23 protein-coding genes and 2 tRNA genes are annotated in these 22389 nt (G+C 67.1%); 18 read left to right on the top strand and 7 right to left on the bottom strand.

What is annotated here, in order from left to right; translation table 11 throughout:
* Positions 1 to 41: 41 nt before the first annotated feature.
* The 11 genes from guaA (at position 42) to tadA (ending at position 9229) form a co-directional block, all read left to right on the top strand.
* The gene (guaA, locus tag HUJ28_06315; protein ID MBD3619067.1) at positions 42 to 1619 is read left to right on the top strand and encodes a glutamine-hydrolyzing GMP synthase; all 1578 of its coding nucleotides are present in this window, start codon (positions 42 to 44) and stop codon (positions 1617 to 1619) included.
* Positions 1620 to 1649: 30 nt separating this feature from the next.
* On the top strand, positions 1650 to 2195 hold the full coding sequence (locus tag HUJ28_06320) for a Na+/H+ antiporter subunit E (GenBank protein MBD3619068.1): 546 nt from the start codon (positions 1650 to 1652) through the stop codon (positions 2193 to 2195).
* Entirely contained in the window at positions 2188 to 2487 is a 300-nt protein-coding gene (locus HUJ28_06325; GenBank protein ID MBD3619069.1) for a pH regulation protein F, read from the top strand. The genes HUJ28_06320 and HUJ28_06325 overlap by 8 nt, the downstream gene beginning before the upstream one ends.
* Positions 2474 to 2782 (top strand): monovalent cation/H(+) antiporter subunit G, encoded by a 309-nt coding sequence (locus tag HUJ28_06330; GenBank protein ID MBD3619070.1) that lies wholly within the window; start codon positions 2474 to 2476, stop codon positions 2780 to 2782. The genes HUJ28_06325 and HUJ28_06330 overlap by 14 nt, the downstream gene beginning before the upstream one ends.
* Entirely contained in the window at positions 2779 to 3054 is a 276-nt protein-coding gene (locus tag HUJ28_06335) for a DUF4040 domain-containing protein (protein MBD3619071.1), read from the top strand. Before HUJ28_06330 ends, HUJ28_06335 begins: the two co-directional genes overlap by 4 nt.
* Positions 3051 to 3722 (top strand): sodium:proton antiporter, encoded by a 672-nt coding sequence (locus tag HUJ28_06340; GenBank protein MBD3619072.1) that lies wholly within the window; start codon positions 3051 to 3053, stop codon positions 3720 to 3722. The genes HUJ28_06335 and HUJ28_06340 overlap by 4 nt, the downstream gene beginning before the upstream one ends.
* On the top strand, positions 3719 to 4060 hold the full coding sequence (locus HUJ28_06345; GenBank protein MBD3619073.1) for an NADH-quinone oxidoreductase subunit K: 342 nt from the start codon (positions 3719 to 3721) through the stop codon (positions 4058 to 4060). The genes HUJ28_06340 and HUJ28_06345 overlap by 4 nt, the downstream gene beginning before the upstream one ends.
* Positions 4050 to 5507 (top strand): oxidoreductase, encoded by a 1458-nt coding sequence (locus HUJ28_06350; protein MBD3619074.1) that lies wholly within the window; start codon positions 4050 to 4052, stop codon positions 5505 to 5507. Before HUJ28_06345 ends, HUJ28_06350 begins: the two co-directional genes overlap by 11 nt.
* On the top strand, positions 5504 to 7006 hold the full coding sequence (locus HUJ28_06355) for a monovalent cation/H+ antiporter subunit D family protein (GenBank protein MBD3619075.1): 1503 nt from the start codon (positions 5504 to 5506) through the stop codon (positions 7004 to 7006). Before HUJ28_06350 ends, HUJ28_06355 begins: the two co-directional genes overlap by 4 nt.
* The gene (locus HUJ28_06360; protein MBD3619076.1) at positions 7003 to 8646 is read left to right on the top strand and encodes a hypothetical protein; all 1644 of its coding nucleotides are present in this window, start codon (positions 7003 to 7005) and stop codon (positions 8644 to 8646) included. The genes HUJ28_06355 and HUJ28_06360 overlap by 4 nt, the downstream gene beginning before the upstream one ends.
* Positions 8647 to 8785: 139 nt before the next feature.
* Positions 8786 to 9229, top strand: coding sequence for a tRNA adenosine(34) deaminase TadA (tadA, locus tag HUJ28_06365; protein MBD3619077.1), 444 nt, complete (start codon positions 8786 to 8788; stop codon positions 9227 to 9229).
* A 13-nt stretch (positions 9230 to 9242) separates the two neighbouring features.
* On the opposite strand, the gene mltF is transcribed toward tadA, so the two are convergent.
* The gene (mltF, locus tag HUJ28_06370) at positions 9243 to 10691 is read right to left on the bottom strand and encodes a membrane-bound lytic murein transglycosylase MltF (GenBank protein ID MBD3619078.1); all 1449 of its coding nucleotides are present in this window, start codon (positions 10689 to 10691) and stop codon (positions 9243 to 9245) included.
* Between the two features lie 86 nt (positions 10692 to 10777).
* On the opposite strand from mltF, the gene HUJ28_06375 reads away from it, so the two are divergent.
* Positions 10778 to 10867, top strand: a tRNA-Ser gene (locus HUJ28_06375).
* A gap of 317 nt (positions 10868 to 11184) precedes the next feature.
* On the opposite strand, the gene HUJ28_06380 is transcribed toward HUJ28_06375, so the two are convergent.
* Positions 11185 to 12048: a diiron oxygenase gene (locus HUJ28_06380; protein MBD3619079.1), complete on the bottom strand. Its 864-nt coding sequence runs from the start codon at positions 12046 to 12048 to the stop codon at positions 11185 to 11187.
* A gap of 104 nt (positions 12049 to 12152) precedes the next feature.
* Between HUJ28_06380 and HUJ28_06385 the strand changes: the two genes are divergently transcribed.
* Positions 12153 to 12485: a DUF1820 family protein gene (locus HUJ28_06385; protein MBD3619080.1), complete on the top strand. Its 333-nt coding sequence runs from the start codon at positions 12153 to 12155 to the stop codon at positions 12483 to 12485.
* Between the two features lie 102 nt (positions 12486 to 12587).
* A tRNA-Ser gene (locus HUJ28_06390) sits at positions 12588 to 12675 on the top strand.
* Between the two features lie 518 nt (positions 12676 to 13193).
* Here the strand turns inward: HUJ28_06390 and HUJ28_06395 are convergent.
* The gene (locus tag HUJ28_06395; protein MBD3619081.1) at positions 13194 to 14183 is read right to left on the bottom strand and encodes a cyclase family protein; all 990 of its coding nucleotides are present in this window, start codon (positions 14181 to 14183) and stop codon (positions 13194 to 13196) included.
* Positions 14184 to 14334: 151 nt separating this feature from the next.
* Here HUJ28_06395 and HUJ28_06400 point away from each other — a divergent pair, with 151 nt between their 5' ends.
* On the top strand, positions 14335 to 15246 hold the full coding sequence (locus HUJ28_06400; GenBank protein MBD3619082.1) for a LysR family transcriptional regulator: 912 nt from the start codon (positions 14335 to 14337) through the stop codon (positions 15244 to 15246).
* An 18-nt stretch (positions 15247 to 15264) separates the two neighbouring features.
* Here HUJ28_06400 and HUJ28_06405 read toward each other — a convergent pair whose 3' ends face one another.
* Complete coding sequence (locus HUJ28_06405) at positions 15265 to 16155, bottom strand: DMT family transporter (protein ID MBD3619083.1); 891 nt, start codon at positions 16153 to 16155, stop codon at positions 15265 to 15267.
* Between the two features lie 96 nt (positions 16156 to 16251).
* Entirely contained in the window at positions 16252 to 16905 is a 654-nt protein-coding gene (locus tag HUJ28_06410; protein ID MBD3619084.1) for a nitroreductase family protein, read from the bottom strand.
* Positions 16906 to 17381: 476 nt separating this feature from the next.
* Between HUJ28_06410 and HUJ28_06415 the strand changes: the two genes are divergently transcribed.
* The 3 genes from HUJ28_06415 (at position 17382) to HUJ28_06425 (ending at position 20272) form a co-directional block, all read left to right on the top strand.
* Positions 17382 to 19004 (top strand): methyl-accepting chemotaxis protein, encoded by a 1623-nt coding sequence (locus HUJ28_06415; protein MBD3619085.1) that lies wholly within the window; start codon positions 17382 to 17384, stop codon positions 19002 to 19004.
* Between the two features lie 155 nt (positions 19005 to 19159).
* Entirely contained in the window at positions 19160 to 19519 is a 360-nt protein-coding gene (locus HUJ28_06420; GenBank protein ID MBD3619086.1) for a DUF2384 domain-containing protein, read from the top strand.
* A 3-nt stretch (positions 19520 to 19522) separates the two neighbouring features.
* Positions 19523 to 20272: an RES family NAD+ phosphorylase gene (locus HUJ28_06425; protein MBD3619087.1), complete on the top strand. Its 750-nt coding sequence runs from the start codon at positions 19523 to 19525 to the stop codon at positions 20270 to 20272.
* 121 nt (positions 20273 to 20393) lie between these two features.
* Here HUJ28_06425 and HUJ28_06430 read toward each other — a convergent pair whose 3' ends face one another.
* Both HUJ28_06430 and HUJ28_06435 read right to left on the bottom strand, forming a co-directional pair.
* The gene (locus tag HUJ28_06430; protein ID MBD3619088.1) at positions 20394 to 20891 is read right to left on the bottom strand and encodes a histidine phosphatase family protein; all 498 of its coding nucleotides are present in this window, start codon (positions 20889 to 20891) and stop codon (positions 20394 to 20396) included.
* A 322-nt stretch (positions 20892 to 21213) separates the two neighbouring features.
* Positions 21214 to 22260: a folate-binding protein YgfZ gene (locus tag HUJ28_06435; protein ID MBD3619089.1), complete on the bottom strand. Its 1047-nt coding sequence runs from the start codon at positions 22258 to 22260 to the stop codon at positions 21214 to 21216.
* Between the last annotated feature and the right edge of the window lie 129 nt (positions 22261 to 22389).

Here is a 22389-nt window from a genome sequence, read left to right on the forward strand (position 1 = left end):
CCGCGCCCCATCCCCATCCAGCCCAGCACCAGGTTTAGACGATGACCCAGAACATCCATGCCGACCGCATCCTGATCCTCGACTTCGGTTCCCAGTACACCCAGCTCATCGCCCGTCGTGTACGCGAGGCCGGCGTCTATTGCGAGATCCATCCCTGGGACATGGACGAGGAGGCGGTGCGCCGCTTCGGCCCCCGGGGCATCATCCTCTCCGGCGGCCCCGAATCGGTGATCGAGGCCACCCCGCCGCGCGCCCCCCAGCTGGTGTTCGAGCTCGGCGTGCCGGTGCTCGGCATCTGCTACGGCATGCAGACCATGGCGGCCCAGCTCGGCGGCCAGGTGGAAAACGCCGACCACCGCGAGTTCGGCTACGCCCAGGTGCGCGCCCGCGGCCACACCAGCCTGCTCGAGGACATCGAGGACCACACCTCGCCCGAGGGCTGGGGCCTGCTGGACGTGTGGATGTCGCACGGCGACCGCGTCTGCACCCTGCCCGAGGGCTTCGTGCTGATGGCCAGCACCGACAGCGCCCCCATCGCCGGCATGGCCGACGAGACGCGCGGCTTCTACGGCGTGCAGTTCCACCCGGAGGTCACCCACACCCGCCAGGGCCAGCGCATCCTCAGCCGCTTCGTGCACGAGATCTGCGGCTGCGAGGCCCTGTGGAGCCCCGGCAACATCATCGACGACACCATCGCCCGCGTACGCCAGCAGGTGGGCGAAGACGAGGTCATCCTCGGCCTCTCCGGCGGGGTGGACTCCTCGGTGGTGGGCGCGCTGCTGCACAAGGCCATCGGTGACCAGCTCACCTGCGTGTTCGTCGACACCGGCCTGCTGCGCCTGCACGAGGGCGACCAGGTGATGACCACCTTCGCCGAGCACATGGGCGTGCGCGTGATCCGCGTGGACGCCGAGGCGCGCTTCCTCGAGGCCCTCGCCGGCGAGGCCGACCCGGAACAGAAGCGCAAGATCATCGGTCGCCTGTTCGTCGAGATCTTCGACGAGGAGGCCGGCAGGCTCGCCAACGCGAAGTGGCTGGCCCAGGGCACCATCTACCCCGACGTGATCGAGTCCGCCGGCTCCAGCACCGGCAAGGCCCACGTCATCAAGTCGCACCACAACGTCGGTGGCCTGCCCGAGGACATGAAGCTCGGTCTGGTGGAGCCCTTGCGCGAGCTCTTCAAGGACGAGGTGCGCAAGATCGGCGTCGAGCTCGGCCTGCCCTTCGAGATGGTCTACCGCCACCCCTTCCCGGGTCCGGGCCTTGGTGTGCGCATCCTCGGCGAGGTGAAGAAGGAATACGCCGACCTGCTGCGCCAGGCCGACGACATCTTCATCAACGAACTGCGTCGCCACGACCTCTACGACAAGGTCTCCCAGGCCTTCGCCGTGTTCCTGCCGGTGAAATCGGTGGGCGTGATGGGCGACGGCCGCCGCTACGATTACGTCGTCGCCCTGCGCGCCGTCGAGACCATCGATTTCATGACCGCCCGCTGGGCGCACCTGCCGTACGACTTCCTGGACCTCGTCTCGCGCCGCATCATCAACGAGGTGAAGGGGATCTCCCGGGTGGTTTACGATGTCTCAGGTAAGCCCCCCGCCACGATCGAGTGGGAGTAAGCGGGGGCATCCATCGCCAGAGAGGATGCCATGCCCAATCCCGAACGCCGCCGGTCCGGCACTGTCCGACCGGGTCTCCGCGTGCTGCTGTTGCGCATCGTGTTGTTCGGCGGGCTATGGTGGATACTCGCCGATGGTGAGTGGCGTGCCTGGGGCGTCGGGGCGGCCGTCGTAGCCGCTGCCGTCGCGGCCAGCATCCCGTTGTGGCCGCCGCGCGCGACCCGTGTCCCGCCGGCCGGCCTGGCCGTCTTTCTCGCCTTCTTTCTCTGGCAGTCCCTGCGCGGCGGGGTCGGCGTTGCCATCCTGGCCCTGAAACCACGCCTGCATCTGCGACCGGTACTTCACGATCTGGACCTGCGCCTGCCGCCGGGCGCATCCCGTGTCCTGCTGGCCGACACCCTGAGCCTGATGCCGGGCACCGTCAGCGTCGGTCTCTCCGGCAATACCCTGACCCTGCACCTGCTGGACCGTGACCTGGTCACCGAGGCCGACCTGCGCCATGCCGAGGGCAGGGTCGCCGCCCTGTTCGGTCTGAGCCTGGGGGCCGACGACGACAGGGAGGGTGGCGATGACTGATCTGCCCCTTGCGCTGGCCCTGTTCCTGCTCGCCAATCTCGCCGTGGCCCTGTGGCGCGTGTTGCGCGGACCCACCCAGGCCGACCGCATGCTGGTGGCGGTGCTGTTCGGTACCACCGGGGTGGCCATCCTGCTGCTGCTAGCGGAGGCCCAGGCCATGCCCGCGCTGGTGGATGCGGCCCTTGTCTTTGCCCTGCTGGCGGCCATTGCCGGTGCCGCCTTTTCGGTGCGGGCCTGGCGGCAGAGTTCGTCGCCGGGTGCGGCGGAGGAGGAGGCAAATGACCCTGATTGAACTGGCCAGTGCAGGCCTGCTGCTGGCGGGTGCTGCGTTCTTTCTTGCCGGCACCGTGGGGCTGCTGCGCTTTCCCGACGTCTATTGCCGCCTGCATGCCCTGGCCAAGGTGGACAACCTGGGTCTGGGCCTCGTCGTGCTCGGTCTCATGTTGCGTGCCGAGGGGCTGGCCCAGGTGTTGAAGCTGGGGCTGGTCTGGCTGCTGGCGCTGGCGGCCAGCGCCACCGTCGCCTACCTCGTGGCCCGGCGCGCCCTGCGCCGCGGTGTCGCGCCCTGGCGGGGGGAGGACGGATGAGCCTCTCGCCCTTCGACATCCTGCTCGCCGTCATGCTCTTGCTCACGGCCTGGCGCGCGCTGGTCACGCCCGATCCCTTTCGCGCCACGGTGCTCTTCATCGTCTTCGGGCTGCTCATGGCCCTGGCCTGGGCGCGGCTCTCCGCGCCCGATATCGCGCTGGCCGAGGCGGCCATCGGGGCAGGGCTCACGGGGGCGCTGCTGCTGGATGCCGTTGGCCACCTGCGGGCGGCACGCCGGCGGGCTGACGTGCAGGTGAGGGATGGGCCATGAATCGCTGGCTGGGTGTCATCGTGATCCTCCTGAGTGCCGGCCTGGGCCTTGCGCTCGCCTGGGCCATGCTGGACCTGCCCCCGGCCCCGGTGCACCTGCCGGCGCAGGTCGCCGTCTCCCTGGCCGTCAGTGGCGTGGACCATCCGGTGACGGCGGTACTCCTCAATTTCCGCAGCTACGACACCCTACTCGAGGTGGGGGTGCTGCTACTCGCCCTGCTGGGTATGCTGGCCGCCGGGGCAACGCCCGAAAGGCCGACCTCGCTGCCACCGGACCCCATGCTGGAGGGCCTGGCGCGACTGCTGGTCCCGCTCATGGTGCTGACGGCCGGGTATCTGCTCTGGGCGGGGGCCTTCCGTCCCGGCGGGGCCTTCCAGGCGGCGGCAGTACTGGCCGGGGCCGGCGTGCTACTGCGTCTCGCGGGCCCGGTGACGGCCTGGACCCCGCCGGGACGGATGTTACGGCTCGGCCTGGCCGCGGGCTTCGTGGTGTTCCTCGCGGTGGCGGCCCTCGGCCTCGCGCAGGGTGCCATGCTCGAGTACCCGCGGGTCTGGGCCGGCAGCCTGATCCTCGCCGTCGAGGCAGGGCTCACCGTCTCGCTCGGCCTCACGCTGGCCGGCCTGTTTCTCGCCGGTCCCGAGATCCCGCGCGGGGGGCCGCGCGCATGAGCATGAGCACGGGGCTCTTCTACGCCCTGGTCGGTGGCGGCCTGTTCGCGCTGGGCCTGGCCGGCCTGATCCTGCAGCCGCGCCTGCTCGGCAAGATCCTGGCCTTCAATATCCTGGGCAGTGGTGCCTTCCTCGTCCTGGTGGGGCTTGCGCAGCGTGATGGGATACCCGATCCCGTACCTCAGGCCATGGTGCTCACCGGCATCGTCGTCGCCGTGGCGGCCACCGCCCTGGCGCTGGCCCTGACACGACGGCTCGCGGATCTCACGGGCGCAGCGGTGCTGCCGGATGACGACGCCGGAACACCGACCAATCGCGGGAGGACGGATGGCGATTGAGTCGGTCGCAGCGCTCCCCTGGCTGATCCTGCTGCCGCTTGCCTGGGCGACCCTGGCCTTTCTGCTGGGGCCGGCGCGCGGGGCCGGTGTGGCCATCGCCGGTCTCCTGCTGCAGGCCGGGCTTACCCTGCTGCTCGCCTGGGAGGTGATGGCCGCCGGCACGCAGCGACATGCGGTCGGCGGCTGGGGGGCACCGCTGGGCATCGACCTGCTGGCCGACGGGCTGGCGGTCGTGATGTTGCTGATGACGGCGGCCGTGGCCCTGCCGATGGCGGTCTACGCCCGCGCCTGGTTTACCGCCAGACCGGCCGGCGCCACCTGGTTCTGGCCGCTCACGGGGTTTCTCGTCGCCGCCCTCAACACCCTGTTCCTCTCGGCCGACCTGTTCAATCTCTACGTGACCCTGGAACTGCTGGGGCTGGCGGCCGTGGGTCTCACTGCGGCTGCCGGGGAGCGCCGGGCCGTGGGCGCGGCCATGCGCTACCTGCTGGCCACGCTGCTGGGCTCCGGGGCCTATCTCATGGGCGTGGCGCTCATCTACGGGGCCTACGGCAGCGTGTCCCTGGCGGTACTCGGCGCGCTAGTCGAACCCATGCCTGCGGTGGCGTTGGCCGCCGGCCTGATGGTGGTCGGCATGCTGCTGAAGACCGCGCTGTTCCCGCTGCATTTCTGGCTGCCGCCCGCCCATGGCGGGGCGGTGACGCCCGTCTCGGCACTGCTCTCGGCGCTGGTGATCAAGGCCTCCTTCTACCTGGTCCTGCGCCTGTGGTTCGGTGTGTTCGAGCCGCTGGTCACGGTGTCGGCCGCCCAGGTGCTCGGCATGCTGGGCGCGGCGGCCATCCTCTGGGGATCGGTGCAGGCCCTGCTGCAGGCGCGTCTGAAGATGCTGGTGGCCTATTCCACGGTGGCGCAGATCGGCTATCTGTTCCTCGTCTTTCCGCTGGCCACGGGCACACCGGCCGAGGCGGCGGCCGGTGCCTGGCAGGGTGGGGTGCTGCAGGCCGTGTCCCATGCCCTGGCCAAGGCCGCGATGTTCGCCGCTGCCGGCGCGATGATCCTGGGCGCCGGCAGCGATCGCATCGACCGTCTCGGCGGCGCCGGTGCCCACCTGCCGCTCGCGCTCTTCGCCTTCGGGCTCTCCGGCATCGTGCTCATGGGGCTGCCGCCGACCGGCGGTTTCGCCGCCAAGTGGCTGCTGCTCATGGCCGCGCTGGAGACCGGCCAGTGGTGGTGGGCCGCGGTGCTGGTCGGCGGCGGACTGCTGGCGGCCGCCTACGTGTTCCGCGTGCTGCTCGCCGCCTTCGCCCCGCTGCCGGAGCAGGGCAGCGTGAGCGGGGTGGCCCGCAGCCTGGAATGGACAGCCTTCGCGCTCGCCACGGCCGGCGTGCTGCTGGGCCTGTTCGCCGCCGAGGTGACCACGTTGCTGGGGACAGGAGGGATGGCATGATCCCGGACAGCGCGTTGCCCCTGCTGGTGTTGCTGAGTTCCTTCCTCGCGGGCCTCGTCATCTTTTTCCTCGACGAGGCACGGGTGCGCCTGCGTACCACCCTGAACCTGGCCGGTGCGGTGACCAAGCTCCTGCTGATCGCCTACATGCTCTGGGGGGTCTTCCACCAGCAGGACTTCGTGTTCCGGCACACCGTGCTGCCCGGCTTCGACCTGCTGCTCAAGGCCGATGCCCTGGCCATGCTGTTCGTCACCCTCTCGGCGGTGCTGTGGTTCTTCACCACGCTCTACGCCATCGGCTACCTGGAGGGCGCACCGCATCGCAGCCGGTTCTTCGGCTTTTTCAGTCTGTGCGTCACCGCCACCGTGGGCGTGGCCATGGCGGGAAATCTCTTCACCTTCTTCATCTTCTACGAGTTGCTGACGCTGGCCACCTATCCGCTGGTGGTGCACCGCGGCACACCCGAGGCCCTGCGCGCCGGCCAGCGCTACCTGGCCTATACGCTGGGGGGCGGGGCGGTCCTGCTGGTCGGCATCGTCTGGCTCTACACGCTGGCCGGCAGCGTGGAGTTCGTGCACGGCGGCAGCCTCGCCGCGCTGGGTTCCGCGTACGCGGTGGAACTGCGCTGGATCTTCCTCTTGCTGATCGCGGGCGTGGGCGTGAAGGCCGCGCTGGTGCCCCTGCACGGCTGGCTGCCGCAGGCCATGGTGGCACCCGCGCCGGTGTCGGCGCTGCTGCATGCCGTGGCCGTGGTCAAGGCCGGCGCCTTCGGCGTCGTGCGCGTGGTGTACGAGGTCTACGGCGTCACCTTCGCCCAGCTGCTGGGCGTGCTCACGCCGCTGTCCTGGGTGGCCAGCGCGACCATCCTCTGGGGCTCGCTGCGCGCGCTCGCGCAGGACGACCTCAAGAAACGACTCGCGTATTCCACGGTGAGCCAGGTCTCCTACATCGTGCTCGGCGTGACCCTGTTCGGTCCGGTGGGTACCGTGGGCGGGGTGGTGCACCTCGTGCACCAGGGCATTATGAAGATCACGCTGTTCTTCTGCGCCGGCAACTACGCCGAGACCCTGGGCATCCACCGGGTCAGCGAGATGGACGGGGTGGGGCGGCGCATGCCCTGGACCACGGCCGCCTTCACCCTGGCGGCCTTCGGCATGATCGGCCTGCCGCCGCTGGCCGGCTTCGTCAGCAAGTGGTACCTGGGGATCGGGGCACTGGAGGCCGGCATGGACTGGGTGATCGGGGTGCTGGTGCTCTCCAGCCTGCTCAACGCGGCCTACTTCCTGCCCATCGTCCACCGCGCCTGGTTCAGGTCGCAGGCAGGCGAGTGGCCGCAGGAACACATCCCGGCCCGCGGCCGGCGCGAGACCGCCTGGCTGCTGCTCCTGCCGCCGGTGTTCACCGCTGCAGCGGCACTCGCTGCGGGGCTCTTCGCCGCCATGCCCTTCAGTCCGCTGGACTGGGTGCAGCTCATCGCCGAGCGGGAGTACACGCCATGACGGGGCTCCTGCTCCTGGCCGTGCTGACGCCGCTGCTGCTCGCGATGGTCCCGGGGTGGCGGCCGATGGCACGGCTCGCCGCCTGGGCCCCGCTGCCGGCCCTGTTGCTGGCCGTGATCGCACCCGCCGGCACCACGCTGGAACTGCCCTGGCTGCTGCTGGGTACCCGTCTGGGGCTGGACGAGACCGGCCGCGTGTTCCTGTTACTCACCGCGCTGGTGTGGTTGCTCGCGGGCTGGTTCGCGCGCGGCTACCTCGCGGATGATGCCCGACAGGCCCGCTTTCGCGGCTTCTTCCTCGCTACCCAGGCGGGCAACCTCGGGCTCTGCCTGTCGCTGGATGCCGGGAGCTTCTACCTCGGCTTCTCGCTGATGACCTTCGCTGCCTACGGCCTCGTGGTGCACAGCGGCAGCGCGGAGGCCCGCCGGGCTGGGGCGGTCTACCTGGTGATGGCCGTGCTCGGTGAGGCCGCGCTGCTGGCCGGCATCCTGCTGGTAGTGCAGGGTGGCGATGGAGGCTGGGGCTTCGAGGCCTTCTCGCAGGGCGAGGTGGGCGGGCCCGCAGCGGCCCTCCTGCTGCTCGGCTTTGGTGTGAAGGTGGGGCTGCCGTTGTTGCACATGTGGCTGCCGCTGGCCCATCCGGTGGCGCCGGTGCCGGCCAGCGCGGTGCTCTCGGGCGTGATGCTCAAGGCGGGTGTGCTCGGCTGGCTGCGCTTCCTACCCCTGGGTGTACAGGCCTTGCCGGAGGCGGGCGCCGCATTGATGGTCGCCGGGTTCGCCGGCATGTTCTTCGGTGTGGTCGCCGGCCTGGCGCAGCGGGACCCCAAGGTGCTGCTCGCCTATTCGAGCATCAGCCAGATGGGTTTTCTCGCCCTCGGCGTGGGTGCCGGTCTGCTGGCGCCCGCCGCCTGGCCGCTGTTATGGCCCGCCGTGGCGCTCTATGCGCTGCACCATGCCCTGGCCCAGAGCGCGCTGTTCCTGGGGGTCGGCCTGGTCGCCCGCCAGGGCACTTCTGCCTGGGTCCTTGCCGGACTGGCCCTGCCGGCCCTGGCCCTGGCCGGCGCGCCGCTCACCAGTGGCATGCTGGCCAAGCTCGAACTCAAGGCCGGCCTGGCCGCCTTGTCCCCGGCCTGGGGTGGGGCACTGACCGTGCTGTTGCCGCTGGCGGCCGTGGGCACCGCCCTGCTCATGCTGCGCCTCTTCGTCCTGCTGGCCGGACGGCAGGCCGATGGCGGGGCAAAAGCCGGGCTGCTCCTCCCCTGGGTGCTGTTGTTGCTGGCCGTGGCCGGCCTGCCCTGGTGGCAGGCCGGGGTGTCCGGCAAGGCGCCAACGGCCGACGTCCTCTTCGACGGTACCTGGCCGCTGTTCGCCGCCCTTGCGCTCTGGGGGTTAGCCCGTACCTGCTGTGCTCGCTGGCCCATGGTGCCGCCCGGGGACCTGATCGTCTGGCTCGAGCGGTGGCTGGTTGGTCTGCGCGACACCTCAAGGCCCTGGCGCCTGCCGATGCTCGCCTTGCGCCCGGGCAGTGGAGCGGGGGGCGGGGGCTTGCGTCGCTGGGAGCGGTGGCTGGGTGTCTGGCCCCTGGCCTCGACCCTCTGGCTGGTACTGCTGGCGGGGCTGATCCTGCTGCTGGCCTGGTGATGTCGCCTGCGTGGGGCATGGCTCAGGCGCGCCGTCTTCGCGGTACAATCGCCCCAACCCCTGACCCTCACCAACCCCGGGAGCCGGCGTGAGCACGCATCTTACCCCCGACACTGCGGACAAGACGGACGAGCACTGGATGCGCCATGCCCTGGCCCTGGCCGAGCGGGCCGAGGCGGCGGGGGAGGTGCCGGTGGGGGCGGTGCTGGTGAAGGACGGCGAGCTGGTGGCCGAGGGCTGGAACCAGCCCATCGGCCGGCATGATCCGACGGCCCATGCCGAGGTCATGGCCCTGCGCGCCGGCGGGCAGGCGCTGGACAACTACCGCCTGCTGGATACCACCCTGTACGTGACGCTCGAGCCCTGTTCCATGTGCGTGGGGGCCATGGTCCATGCGCGCGTGGGGCGGCTGGTGTTCGGTGCAGCCGACCCCCGGACTGGTGCGGCCGGCAGCGCCATCGCGTTGCTGCAGTCCCCCATCCACAACCACCGCATCGCGGTCACCGGCGGCGTGCTCGCGGCCGAGTGCGCCGCGCAGCTGCGGCGCTTCTTCCGCCAGCGCCGTTCCACGCCCAACGCCTGACGCCTCGCACCCGTCACAGACTGGGTGGCACGATGCTGTATACCGGGTCCATCGAGGCCGGCTGGCGCGTGCTGTCCCGGTCGCTGGTCACCCAGACCAGGATGTCGTAGTAGCTGCGGATGTTCTGCACGTACTTCACCGGCTCGCGCCCGCGCGCATAGCCGTAGCGTGTGTACTTGTAATAGGCCTTCTGGCTCAGCAGCGGCAGGCGCTCCATCACGTCGATCCACTTGTCCGGGTCGCCGCCCTGGTACTCGGTGATCTTGCGCGCGTCCTCCAGGTGCCCCAGGCCGACGTTGTAGGCGGCCAGGGCCATCCAGGTGCGGTCCGGCTCCTGGATGCGCTCGGGCAGCCGTTCCTTCACGTGCATGAAATACCGCGCCCCGCCCATGATGCTCTCTTCCGGGTCGAGGCGGTTCTCCACGCTCATCTGCCGCGCCGTGCGCTGGGTGAGCATCATCAGCCCGCGCACGCCGGTGGGGGAGCGGGCCAGCGGGTTCCAGTGCGATTCCTGGTAGCCGATGGCGGCGAGCAGGCGCCAGTCGATATCGTGTTTCTCGGCGGCCTCCTCGAACAGGGGGCGGTACTCGGGCAGGCGCCTGGCGATGTGGCGCAGGTAGACCCGGGTGCCCACGTAGTCCAGGCGCTCCGCGTGGCCATAGTGCCGTTCCAGGATCTGCTGCAGCCGGCCGTCCTCCCGGATCTGCTCGAAGAAGGCCACGGCCGCGTTGTAGAGCGACTCGTCCTCGCCGGGTGGAAAGGCCCAGGCCAGCGGCTGGGGTTCCGAGACATCGAAGGCCACGGCGAGCTCCGGGTAGAAGCGCTGGTTCAGCGTCACCTCGTTGGAGTCCGCCACCGTGTAGTCCATGAAGCCCTCCCAGACGAGGTACAGCAGTTCCTCGCTCTCGGTGGCGAGATGCGGCTTGATCTCGAAGCTCGGCGTATCCAGCAGCAGTTCCTGCAACAGCTCCTCGTGGCTGCTGCCTGCCACCACGTCGATGATGGAACCGTCCAGGTTCTCCAGGCTGGCCGGCCGCGGCGTGCGGCCGCTGCGATAGACCAGCTGCTGGGTGATGGTCTGGTAGGGCGGGGCGAAGCGCACCTGCTGGGTCCGCGATTCGGTCACTGTCAGTCCCGCGGCGGCCAGATCCGCGTCGCCATGGGCGATGGCCGGAATGATGTCCGAGAACTGCTGGGGGGTGATGAGCTTGAGCTCCACGCCCAGGTGCTCGGCAAAGGCCAGGGCCAGGTCGTATTCCGGCCCGGTGGGGCCCTCGGGGCCGATGTAATAGGTGGTGGGGGAGTTGCGGGTGACGACGGTCAGTTCGCCCTTTTTCAGCACCTCTTCCAGGTGCGTACGCGGGCTCGGGCCGAAAACCAGCAGCGTGGCGATCAGCAGCAGGAAGAACAGCAGCAGTTCGAACCGTCGCCGGCGCCCGAATCGTGTCTGGGATGGTTGCAAGGGCTTATGTCACGCAGCAGTTTTCGGTAGAATCCGATTTTATCGCATAACGACCGAGTTTGGCCCCCGGCCAGACGAAACGCCTCGGAGAGGTGCCGGAGTGGTCGAACGGGCTCGACTCGAAATCGAGTGTCCCCTCGCGGGGACCGTGGGTTCGAATCCCACCCTCTCCGCCATATTAAACAAAAAGGGCCCCGTCTTTTGGGGCCCTTTTTGTTTAATCCGAGGGTGGGGTTCGAACCCACGGAATTCAACAACCGGGTTTGACCGCGAGGGCGGCAGCCCGAGGGACGGGGAGCGTCAGCGACTCAATCCCACCCTCTCCGCCATATCAAAAAAAGGGCCCCGTCTTCCGGGGCCCTTTTTTTGACCCGAGGTTTGGCCTATGAACCGAAACCGATGGGGTTTGCCCTTTTTACGTACAGGGTTCCGCTGAGATGCTCGGCGAGATAACGGGGGCATAGGGCGGGCCATGCCCGCCATCCGCTGGCGGCTAGCGCCAGTTCAGATGCAGGCCGTGCTGGCGCAGCAGGCGCAGGGCGGAGGAGACGCACTCGTCCACGAAGCGGATGCGGGCCGGGTTTTGGCGGGCGAGCTTCGCCCATTCCTTGCCCGGGGTGAGGCCGGCCAGTTCGTAGACCTTCGGGCCCGGGAAGTAGAAGGCGTGCACGAACTGGCGGAACACCCGGTTCATCACCGGCCGGTAGAGGCGCTTCTGCCAGGCGGACAGCTCGCTGATCTGGCCTTCCAGGCTCTCGCGGGCATGGGCGATGTGGCGGGCCTCGTCGATGATGTGCACCGTGATCATATCGTAGCAGGTCGGGCAGATGCCGTCGCGGTGCTTGCGGATCAGGCGGTTCATGCGGTCCGGCACCTCCTCGCCGATCAGCACGGCGATCCAGAAGGCGGCCGAGTCGAAGGGCGCGTGCCGGCCCAGCAGGTTGGCCAGGTTCAGGCGGTTGAAGGCCGAGCGGGGCGCCGGCAGCTTGGAGCGGCGGATCAGCTCCAGGAACATCAGGCTGTGGCCGGCCTCCTCGCGCAGCTCGTGCAGGCGGTAGATGGCACGGCCGAGGTTGCCGCCCAGGTGGGCCATCGAGCGGCTGATGCGCTCCATGAAGATGCTCTCCAGCCAGAGGGCACCCTCGATGAAGTTCAGGAATTCATAGTGGGAGAGGGCGAGCTTCTGCTCGTGACTCAGGGCGTCGTACTCGGGCAGGCCATACAGCGTCAGCGCCTCCTCGGGCAGCCAGAACTCGTCCAGGCTCAGCTTGTCCCAGGCCACGCGCGTCAGCGGATCGTGGTAGGGGGTGCTGTTCCGGCTCAGTTGTTCCAGCAGTTCGGATTGCGTCTGGGGCATGGCTGAGATTACAGGCGCTCGTGACAGCCGCCTAGTGTACCCGAGGTACATAACCTTGTCATAATATTCGCCCGAATCAGCCTGTTGGCCAGGATCTTGCCGTCATGCCCAAAGCCAAACGTCTCTACAGGGTCAGTTTCCTCAACCAGGGCCAGGTGTACGAGGTCTTCGCCCGCCAGGCCTACCAGGCCGAGCTCTACGGCTTCGTGGTCGTGGAGGAGCTGGTCTTCGGCGAGCGCACCAGCGTGGTGGTCGACCCCGCCGAGGAGCGGCTCAAGGACGAGTTCGACGGCGTGAAGCGCAGCTACGTCCCCATGCACGCCATCATCCGCATCGACGAAGTGGAAAAGGAAGGCCAAGCCCGCATCAGCGACCTCGGCGACAAGGTCACCGCCTTCCCCGGTCCCGTCTACACCCCGGGCGGCCGCCCCGGCTAGCTCCCGGTTGCCAATTTCCCCCTTCTGGGGTAATCTTGCGCCCCTTTGAAGCCGCCCAAGGCCCCACCGGGACTGCGGATCCGGCCGAAAAACCAGGTTTCCGGAGAGGTGTCCGAGCGGTCGAAGGAGCACGCCTGGAAAGTGTGTATACGGCAACGTATCGAGGGTTCGAATCCCTCCCTCTCCGCCATATAAACAGAAAGGGGCCCCAGATTTTTTGGGGCCCCTTTCTGTTTATCAGGTCGCTCGGGTTTCGAACCCTCGATACATGGACAAGCCGGGTTCGAGCCGAGCGTCAGCGAGGCGACGCCGGAGCGAGAGCGACGGCGCCCCGAAGGGGTGAGCGGACCACGTCCGCGAATCTATCCCTCCCTCTCCGCCATATAAACAGAAAGGGGCCCCAGATTTTTTGGGGCCCCTTTCTGTTTATCAGGTCGCTCGGGTTTCGAACCCTCGATACATGGACAAGCCGGGTTCGAGCCGAGCGTCAGCGAGGCGACGCCGGAGCGAGAGCGACGGCGCCCCGAAGGGGTGAGCGGACCACGTCCGCGAATCTATCCCTCCCTCGGCAACTGCTCCTGCGTTGCTCTCGACAATTGCTCCTGCATTGTTCTACCTTCGCCGATCCATGGGCTCGTAGCTCCTGCATCCATGCCACGTTCCCACCAAACGAAGAGCCACGTCAAGCACGGGGCTTGTTTGTTGTTCTCAGCGCAGTGGCAGGGCGATCGGCCGCATGGGTGCGGCGTCCGAGCCCCGCAGTTTCAGCGAGCCGCCAATGAAGGCGAATTCATATACCCCGTCACGTGCCAGGTCCTCGAGATAGACGAGTTCCATGATCGGTGCCCCCTGTTGCGCGAGGAGGTAGGTGTGGACGGGCACATAGTTGCCTTCGACCTCGGAGGGGAAGGATTCGAAACTCAGGTTGTCAGCACCTACGATCATGGCGCCGCTTTCTTCGACAAGGAACCGTGCTGCGGACATGCCCATGCCCGGGGGGTTGTGCATGTAGGCCTGTGCATCTTCGTACAGGCCCATGCGGCCGGTGCGAATCAGCACCACATCACCGCGCTGCAGTTCTACCTGCTGACGTTCGAGGGCCCGGATCAGATCTTCGCGCGTAACGCGGTAGCCGTCCGGCAGCATGGCCACGCCCTTGGCGCTTGCGACATCGATCAGAACACCGCGGGCGATCACCGGTGGAATCTTTTCCGCGCCCGCCACGGTCCAGCCGCGATCACCCAGGTGTTCGCGCGCCTCGAAGTGGTTCCAGATCTTGCCGTTCAGGCCGAAGTGGCCGAGGGCGTCGATGTGCGTGCCCATGTGCGTGTACATCGAGACGGCGGCGCCGGTGTAGCTCACGTGCTCATTCATCCCGGTGCCCAGGTTGAGCGGGTCGGCAACGACATTTCCATGCGGTGTGTGCGTCATCCAGATCCGGTAGTGTGGATCACCGGCTGCCTGCCAGCTGGGCATGCCGATGAAATACTCGACAGAGAGGTCGTAGACGGTGCCGCCCTGGATGCGGGAGAGCACGTGGGCCTGGGAGGCTGGGGTCATCAGGTTCAGGCGGCCGATCTCGTCGTCGGGGCCCCAGGGACTTGTGCCCACCTCGATACTGGCCGTGGCTGAAAAAGAGACGAACAGTGCCAGCAGGGCGGACAGGGCGCGGTATTGTGAAGCCTTGGGATGTTTCATGACGGGTACCTCCAGGGTTGTGGTTTACCCGGAAACACACCTACCAGGGGCGTTTCGGGCTACAGCCACAAGATAGGTGTTCGTAATGCATTGATAATCGGTGCGTTTGGAATAAGATTGTTCGCAGTGATCGAGTAATCGAGGGGGCTCCGTGGATCACCTGAGCGATGTTGCGGTGTTCGTACAGGTCGTCGACAGCCAGAGCTTTACCGCGGCAGCGGACAAGCTGGGGCTATCCAAGTCCGTGGTGAGCAAGTACGTGACGCGTCTGGAAGACAGACTGGGCGCGCGTCTGCTCAATCGCACGACCCGGCGCTTGAGCCTAACCGAGGTCGGGCGGGCGTTTTACGATCGAAGCCGGGAAGGACTGCGCGAGATCGAGGCCGCCGAGCAGGAGGTGTCGCGGCTGCAGGCCGAGCCACGTGGTGTCTTGAGGATCAACAGCCCCATGTCCTTCGGCATCCTGCACATCGCGCCGGCGCTGGCCGAATTCCAGGCCAGGTACCCGGAGCTTCACGTGGATATGAGTCTCGACGATCGGCGGCTCGACCTGGTGGAGGAAGGTTTCGATGTCGCGATTCGCATTGGCGACCTGCCGGATTCCTCGCTGGTGGCCCGACGGCTCGGTGACTGTCGGCACGTCGTCTGCGGGGCGCCCGGCTATTTCGAACGTCACGGGACACCACGCACGCCCGAGGAATTGCGCAATCATCGAACGCTCAGCTTCAGGTATCACGATTCGCCGAGCGAATGGCGTTTCCTGACTCCCGAGGGTGGCTATGAATCGGTGGGCATCGACAGCGCGATTCAGTTGAACAACAGCCTCGCGATTCGCGAGGCCGTGTTGCACGAGGCCGGTATCGCGTTGACGCCGACGTTTGTCGTGGGCGAGGACATCCAGCAGGGACGACTACGGGCGATCTTGCACGACTACCGCGCCATGGAACTCTCGATCTATGCCCTGTACCCACAGCGTCGGCACCTGTCGCCCAAGGTTCGCGCGTTCATCGAGTTCATGTCCGAGCGGGTCCATACCCCGGCCTACTGGGAGCCCGATACCTGACCACCGGTGCCGCGCACGTCATACCGACTGCTTCCGCTCACCGTGCTGCGCATAGAGCGTGATTCCAACTCCCAGCGCGATCACGCCTGCCCCTCCCCAGGTCAGCAGGGAATACCGTTCTCCCAGAAAGACGGTGGCGCTGACCAGTCCTACGGCCGATGCGACGTAACCGATCTGGCTGAGCAGAACGGGCCCACCGCGCTGCTGCAGCCGGTAAAACACCGGGAATGTCAGTCCAGAGACCGCGAGTTGCGCCATGACGGCCAGGGGCGCCGCCGCCAGTTCCGCAGGCGATATCTCGCCCGCCGCCAGCAGTAGAATCACCACGAAAAACCCACCGGCAAGCAGGTGGCTCCAGAAGGCAAGCACGTCGGGGGTCGCGTCTGCGGGCCATGCAACCGTGCGATAGACATTGCCGACGGCCAGCGCTACGGGTATCAGCATCGCGAGCACCAGCCAGAAGAGGTCGGGGGCGTTCGGCATGCTGCCGCGTGTGACGCTGACCAGGGCTGCCCCGACCAGGCCTACCGCGATACCCGCAAGCCCGAGTCGGCCTGGCGTCTTGAGGCGGAACAACGTCGCGATCCCGAGCGTGAAGACCGGAGAAAGTGCAAACATCAATCCCGTATAGCCCGCCCCGGCGTGGGGTATCACGCTGAACAGCAGCAGATTCGGCGTCACGAATGAAACAAGGGCCGATGTTGCGGCGTATCGTACCAGACGGGGACCCGGTATCACCAAGGCACGCCTGAGCAGGAGCACCGGCAGCATGATCATCGCCGCGCCCATGGAAATCATCAGCGCCCAGACGACGGGGGAGATCCCGGCGTCCCCGGCGATCTTTCCGAGCGGGAAGTTCAAGCCGATCAGGGTCCCTGTCACCATGAGCAGGATCGCCGGTTGCTGCATCAGGCCAGGAGGGGGCAGGTTCAGGATGGCCTCGGCATGGTTCGTCTTCATCACGGAGTCCCTTATCTGTTCATGGCTGGGTGCGGTTCTGACGGCTCAACCGCGGTAGCGGCCAGCGAAGACCGATTTGCCGAGTGGGCGACGGTCACTGGGCTGCTCGCGCTGTCGCAGGCCCTCGGGCAGCCTGGCCGCACTGGCCTGGCGGCCGACGGCAATCGCAACCTGGAGCTGAAAATGCGCGGGCAAGGCGAGTGCGGCGGCAGCACGGTCGAAGAACACGCCAGCCATTGCATGTGCGTGGTAGCCGAGTGCGGTCGCCTGGAGGGCCAGATGCGCCCATGCGGAACCTGCATCGAAGGTATGGCAGGAAGAGGGCCTGCGTACCCCGTTTTCGTCCGCCGGCATCAGACTATCGGAGGCCAGGAAAACGAGTGCGGACGCATGCCTGGCCCAGGCTGAGTTGAACGGGTCGAGAAGCGACAGGTACTCGGGCCAGCAGGTGTCTTCCCGAAGCGCGAAGAGGAAGCGCCATGGCTGAATATTGTAGGCAGAGGGCGCCCATCGAGCGGCCTCCAGTATTGTCATGAGGTCGCTCAGCGGCATAGGGCTCGCGTCGAAGGAGCGCGGGGACCAGCGCTCGAGAAAGATCGGGTCGATCGGGTGGTCGGGCGTTCTGCCCACGGTGTTGCGCGTGGTTCCGTCTAAGCGTGTCACGGCCGCGGGGGTGTGGGATCCGTGTTCCGTGTTCATGGGGATACCTCCAGTAGTCATCAGATTCATCGGGTCCGTCTGGCGGCTGGCCAACCGGCTGACAATGACTCTAGTGGTATCAAAGAGATTAATAATCAGGCTTAGCGGAACAAGAATGTTTCCATAGATCGAACAATCAAGGCCCAGTCTCGGGACGACAACGTACAAAGGGGGGTAGAGGGTTCCTGGTTTACGGGTGGCGGAGGTTTGCAGTGACTGAGGATCAATAAATCATCACCACCTGTCGTCGACGGTCATCAGCCTACGCCTCACACCTCACACTCTTCACCCGCCACCGATCCGCATTCTGCCACCTTCCGTCGCCCTCCCGGAATAAAGCCCTTGGCCGGTGAATCTGGTCGAGGTTGCCCGGTCCCACGGCGTAATCATGCATTCAAGATTCATGTCATGGGGCCGTTAAAACGGGCATAGCCCTTTTTCGATCATCAGATTCAAGAGAGTAGCGGAGCGCATCGATGATGAAGCAGCTGAGCATGAAGGCGAAACTCACCGCCGCCTTCCTGATTGTGTTTGTCCTGTTTGGTACGGCCATCGCCCTTGCCGTGCAGGGGGTGATGAAGACCAGCCAGCGCTTCGACGACTTCTTCACCACCAGCCAGGTGCGCTACACGGCCTACCAGAAGATGTACTCCGACGGGCTGCTGTCGGGCATTGCGCTGCGCAACCTGGTGCTGCGGCCGGAGCTGAAAAAGCCCTTCGAGGTGGTGCCGGCGGCCATCAAGCGTTTCGACGAGGCCTACCAGACGGCGCTGGCGGCCTCGGAGGGCAATCCGGAGACGCTGGCCGAGCTCGAGACCATTGCCGCGCAGTGGGAGCAGAACAAGGGTTCCAAGCTCGCGGTGCTGGAGCGCGTGCGCGCCGGTGACATCGAGGGCGCGAAGGAGCTGCTGGTGACGGTGGAGCATCCGACCTGGCAGAAGATCCGCATCGGCATGCAGAACCTGACCAACGCCGAGGAGCAGAACACGCTCGCCCTGCGTGCGCAGATGATGGAGGAGAAGGAGACCGTGCTGCGCAACACCCTGGGGCTGACCGTGCTCGCCATCGTGCTCGGTGCGCTGGTGGCCTTCGTGGTGATCCGTGCGCTCAAGCGTGCCTTCTGCCATGTCATCGAGTCGCTCACCGACATCGCCAGCGGCGAGGGTGACCTGACGCGGCGACTGGACGAGGCGGGTCGCGACGAGGTCGCAGAGCTCGGCCGCGCCTTCAACCGCTTCGTCATCAAGATCCAGGCGCTGGTGAAGCAGGTGGCCGAGACCGGCGAGCAGCTGATGGCCGAGTCCCAGGCCATGACCGACATGAGCGTGGACACCAAGCTCAACATGAACCAGCAGGAGAGCAAGCTCGACCTGGTGGCAACGGCCATGAACGAGATGACCGCGACGGTGCAGGAGGTGGCGCGCAACGCCTCCGAGGCCTCCAGCGGTGCGCAGGAGGCGGACAAGGAGGCCAATGCCGGCAACCGCATGGTCGACGAGGTGGTGGCCGCCATCAACGACCTCGCCCACGAGGTGCGCGAATCCGCCCGCACCATCGGCAGCGTGGAGAACGATGCCGAGCAGATCGGCACCGTGCTGGACGTGATCCGCGGCATCGCCGAGCAGACCAACCTGCTGGCGCTCAACGCCGCCATCGAGGCGGCCCGCGCCGGCGAGCAGGGTCGCGGCTTTGCCGTGGTGGCCGACGAGGTGCGCACCCTGGCCAGTCGTACCCAGGAATCCACCCGTGAGATCCAGGAGATGATCGAGCGCCTGCAGGGTGGTGCCAGGGGTGCGGTCGAGGTGATGAGGCACAGCGAGCAGAAGACCGACGACGTGGTCGAGCGTGCCGGCCGCGCCGGCGAGGCCCTCAAGCGCATCACCCGCGCCGTCTCCAGCATCGCCGAGATGAACACCCAAATTGCCACGGCGGCCGAGGAGCAGTCGGCGGTCTCCGAAGACATCAACGAGAACGTCGTCTCCATCCACACCCTGGCCACCCAGGCCGCGGAGAGCGCCGAGCAGACCTCCAATCGCAGCCAGGCCCTGCAGCGCGTGGCCGAAGACCTGCAGCGCACGATCGGCGCCTTCCGCGTCTAGCCGCCAGCCGGCTTCCTCCCCACCTCGCGCCCGGCCCCTGCCGGGCGCTTTTTTATGCGCGTGAAGTCCTGATGTCTCGGGAGAAGGGCAGGTCTTGCATGTGGTATATGCTGCATTCATAGACTAAAATGTGGCATATACACAGGAGATTCACCATGCCCACCGCCACGCTACCAAAGGCCGATCCCCGCGCCGTGCTCACGAAGGCCCTGCTCAATGCCGGGCAGGCGCTGGGCCTGAGCCAGGCCGACCTCGGCCGGGTGGTGGGGAAGGACCGCTCGGTGTTCAGCCGCGGCCAGCTCGATCCCGCGAGCAAGAGCGGCGAACTCGCGCTGCTGCTGATCCGCTGCTATCGCAGCCTCTACGCCCTGATGGGCGGAGACGAGGCGCAGATGCGCCACTGGATGCACACCCATAACCACCACACCGGCGGCGTGCCGGCCGTGCAGTTGCGGACGGTGGAGGGGCTGGTGCGGGTGGCGGGCTACCTGGACGCGATCCGCGGCAAGGTCTGAGGCGTGGACCTGTGGGCGGCCTGCGGGCTCGAGGACGTCATCCATCCCATCCGGGGCGAGTTCTGGCGCATCGTCGAGAGCCAGGAGCAGGTCGCCACCGCGCGACTGGTCGATAACCTGGCCGAGCAGGGACTGCTGGAGGAGCTGCTGGAGGGCGTGAAGCCCGCGCCCCGGTCCGGTAGCGAGCACCTCGATTACCTGCTGATGACCCCGTTTCGCTACCCGCCGCTGCGTCACGGCTCGCGCTTCGGCCGGGCCTACGAGCCCTCGCTGCTCTACGGCGCGCTGGCACCGACCACGGCGCTGGCCGAATGCGCCTATTACCGCTTCGTCTTTCGCGCCGGCATGGCCACGCCGCCGCCGGGGCCCATCAATACCCGCCATACGCTGTTCCGCGCCGGCTACGCGACGAAGCAGGGGCTGCAGCTGCAGCAGGCCCCCTGCGAGCGCTTTCGCGCCACCCTCGCGAATCCCGCCGGCTACGGCGCCACCCAGGCACTGGGCAGTGCCATGCGCACGGCCGGCGTGATCGCCTTCGAATACCCTTCGGCCCGCGACCCGGAAGGCGGCGACAACGTCGCCCTGTTCGAACCCGCCGGCCTCTACGGCCGCCGCCCGCGCGAACGCCAGGAATGGCTCTGCGAACTCACCGCCGAGGTTGTCACCTTCCTGCACGTCCCCACGCGAAAGACACAGGTGTTTGCGCGGGCGGTGTTCGAGGTGGAAGGGCGGTTGCCGGTGCCGGCGGTTTAAAGTCGCGAGTTGAAGTTGAGTGGCGTGATGAGAGATTTGTCAGGCGCAAAGTATGTGGCATAACCCATAGGACGGGCTGTGCCCGCCCCAGGGTTTTGACTTGTAACTTGGGACTTGCGACTCACCCCTCCCGCAACTGTTTTGGCCGCTGCAGCAGTCGTAGCCGGCCGCTGCCCGGAAGGATCTCGTTCCACGTTGTCACGTCGAAGTCGATCACTGCCGTGCCGCAGGTGGGGAGGTCTTCCTGGGCGGTACCGGTGAGCAGGTCGAGCAGCCCGCTGAATCCGGGATTGTGGCCGACCATGAGCAGGGTGTCGCTGTGGCGGGTGCTGCGCAGGACCTCGAGCAGGTCGCCGACGGTGGCCTCGTAGATCGCCGGCACCGTGTCGATGCCGGCCGGGGGATAGCCCAGGGCCTCGGCGAGCAGGCCGGCGGTGGCCTGGGCCCGGGTGGCGGGGCTGCTGCGGATCAGGTCGGGGATCAGGCCGTTGTCGTACAGAAAGCCACCGATGAGCCGGGCATCCTGTTCCCCGCGCGGCAACAGCGGGCGATCGAAGTCGGCCAGTTCGTGCTGGACCCAGCTGGACTTGCCGTGACGGACCAGGATCAACGTCTTCATGCCTGTGCCTCGTGAGCCATGAAACGGGGCGGGAGTCCCGCCGTCCGAGCGTACACCGGAACGATCCGCAATGGCAGCGCCCCGCCGTTGGCGGGGCGCCGGAAGAGAGAGTAGCTGGTCCACCCGCGGATAATCGGGGGGTGGTGTCATCTCCGTTGGGCCTTGCGGCCTCCCTGTGGATCGGCGTGATGCCACTCGCTTCCCTGCGACCAGCTGCCGCTAATCAATAGCCCGCCCGCCGGTACGGGCATATGGGGGGATTTCCCGATTTTGGATCGACGGTCTGTTTCGTCGGCAGTCGGGGTACCCCTCCGCGGATGCCTCAGGAGGCCAGTTCGAGCGGATAGGGCAGGGCCTGGCGCTGGGCGGCGGCGCCGTCGGGGCTGCCCAGGTGCAGGGCGGCTTCCTCGGCCGCCTCGATCTGCAGCACGGCCAGCAGCTCCACGCCACCATCCGGATGCAGCTCGGCATCCACTACCTTGCCGACGGGCTCGTCGCGCCCCTTGCCGTAGACGTCGGTACCGGGCGGCGGCGGTTCGGCGGCCTCGCTGTGCAGGCGGTACATGCGGCGCTTGAGCTTGCCGAGGTACTGCATGCGGGCGACGATCTCCTGGCCCGGGTAACAGCCCTTCTTGAAGCTCACGCCATTGACCAGTTCCATGTTGGCCATCTGCGGCACGAAGGCCTCGACGGTGGCGGCATGCACGCTGGGCAGGCCGGCCAGGATGTCGAGCAGGGCCCAGCCGCTGGCGCCGACCGGGGCGCCATGCACGTTGAGGCGCTCCCACAGGTCCTTCATGGACTCCAGCTCGCCGTAGACCTCGAAGCGGGGGTGGATGCCCGGCACGCGGATCACCGTGTAGTCGCCGATGTTGGCCACGGCATCGTTTTCCGCCGGCACCTTGCCGCCCGTCGCCTTTTCCAGCTCCTCGACGGCATCCGGGCCCGACACGCCCAGGCGCACCAGGGCGCCCGAACCGTCCTCCAGGGTCACCTTGGCCATCATCACATATTTGCGCAGGCGCTCCAGCACCGGTTCCAGGGTGGAACGCGGCATGCGCAGATACCAGGTGTCGCCACGACGGAACAGGCGGAACAGGGCCAGCATGCGGCCCTTGGGTGTGCAGTAGGCGTTGAGCTGGGAGTGGGTGGCATCGACCAGGCGCACGTCGTTGGTGAGCTGGTTCTGCAGAAAGCCTGCCGTGTCGTCGCCATAGGCCGCGATCATCCCCAGGTGGGAGAGGTCGCAGAACACGTTGCCGGAGGTGGTGACGCGGCGCTCGCGGTCCGGATTGCCGAAGGTGGTCACGCGTCCGTCATCGAACTCGGCACCGGCATCGGCCAGGAAGTCTTTCCATTCGGGTTTCATTGCCACTCCTAGAGAAGCTACGCAGCGGTTGATCAGGCGCCCAGTGTAGTCAAACCCCCGGGGAGTGTCAGCACACTGTCTTAGCGGTTATTTTGACGATACGCTATCCTAGGTCTGGACGGGGAACCC

The sequence above is a fragment of the Chromatiales bacterium genome, assembly GCA_014762505.1.
Taxonomy (GTDB): Bacteria; Pseudomonadota; Gammaproteobacteria; order SpSt-1174; family SpSt-1174; genus SpSt-1174.

Bases quoted from the DNA above. Each gene is read 5' to 3' on its own strand.
- guaA (MBD3619067.1), top strand. From the start codon at position 42: ATGACCCAGAACATCCATGCCGACCGCATCCTGATCCTCGACTTCGGT.
- HUJ28_06320 (MBD3619068.1), top strand. From the start codon at position 1,650: ATGCCCAATCCCGAACGCCGCCGGTCCGGCACTGTCCGACCGGGTCTC.
- HUJ28_06325 (MBD3619069.1), top strand. From the start codon at position 2,188: ATGACTGATCTGCCCCTTGCGCTGGCCCTGTTCCTGCTCGCCAATCTC.
- HUJ28_06330 (MBD3619070.1), top strand. From the start codon at position 2,474: ATGACCCTGATTGAACTGGCCAGTGCAGGCCTGCTGCTGGCGGGTGCT.
- HUJ28_06335 (MBD3619071.1), top strand. From the start codon at position 2,779: ATGAGCCTCTCGCCCTTCGACATCCTGCTCGCCGTCATGCTCTTGCTC.
- HUJ28_06340 (MBD3619072.1), top strand. From the start codon at position 3,051: ATGAATCGCTGGCTGGGTGTCATCGTGATCCTCCTGAGTGCCGGCCTG.
- HUJ28_06345 (MBD3619073.1), top strand. From the start codon at position 3,719: ATGAGCATGAGCACGGGGCTCTTCTACGCCCTGGTCGGTGGCGGCCTG.
- HUJ28_06350 (MBD3619074.1), top strand. From the start codon at position 4,050: ATGGCGATTGAGTCGGTCGCAGCGCTCCCCTGGCTGATCCTGCTGCCG.
- HUJ28_06355 (MBD3619075.1), top strand. From the start codon at position 5,504: ATGATCCCGGACAGCGCGTTGCCCCTGCTGGTGTTGCTGAGTTCCTTC.
- HUJ28_06360 (MBD3619076.1), top strand. From the start codon at position 7,003: ATGACGGGGCTCCTGCTCCTGGCCGTGCTGACGCCGCTGCTGCTCGCG.
- tadA (MBD3619077.1), top strand. From the start codon at position 8,786: ATGCGCCATGCCCTGGCCCTGGCCGAGCGGGCCGAGGCGGCGGGGGAG.
- HUJ28_06380 (MBD3619079.1), bottom strand. From the start codon at position 12,048: ATGCCCCAGACGCAATCCGAACTGCTGGAACAACTGAGCCGGAACAGC.
- HUJ28_06385 (MBD3619080.1), top strand. From the start codon at position 12,153: ATGCCCAAAGCCAAACGTCTCTACAGGGTCAGTTTCCTCAACCAGGGC.
- HUJ28_06395 (MBD3619081.1), bottom strand. From the start codon at position 14,183: ATGAAACATCCCAAGGCTTCACAATACCGCGCCCTGTCCGCCCTGCTG.
- HUJ28_06405 (MBD3619083.1), bottom strand. From the start codon at position 16,155: ATGCAGCAACCGGCGATCCTGCTCATGGTGACAGGGACCCTGATCGGC.
- HUJ28_06410 (MBD3619084.1), bottom strand. From the start codon at position 16,905: ATGAACACGGAACACGGATCCCACACCCCCGCGGCCGTGACACGCTTA.
- HUJ28_06415 (MBD3619085.1), top strand. From the start codon at position 17,382: ATGATGAAGCAGCTGAGCATGAAGGCGAAACTCACCGCCGCCTTCCTG.
- HUJ28_06420 (MBD3619086.1), top strand. From the start codon at position 19,160: ATGCCCACCGCCACGCTACCAAAGGCCGATCCCCGCGCCGTGCTCACG.
- HUJ28_06430 (MBD3619088.1), bottom strand. From the start codon at position 20,891: ATGAAGACGTTGATCCTGGTCCGTCACGGCAAGTCCAGCTGGGTCCAG.
- HUJ28_06435 (MBD3619089.1), bottom strand. From the start codon at position 22,260: ATGAAACCCGAATGGAAAGACTTCCTGGCCGATGCCGGTGCCGAGTTC.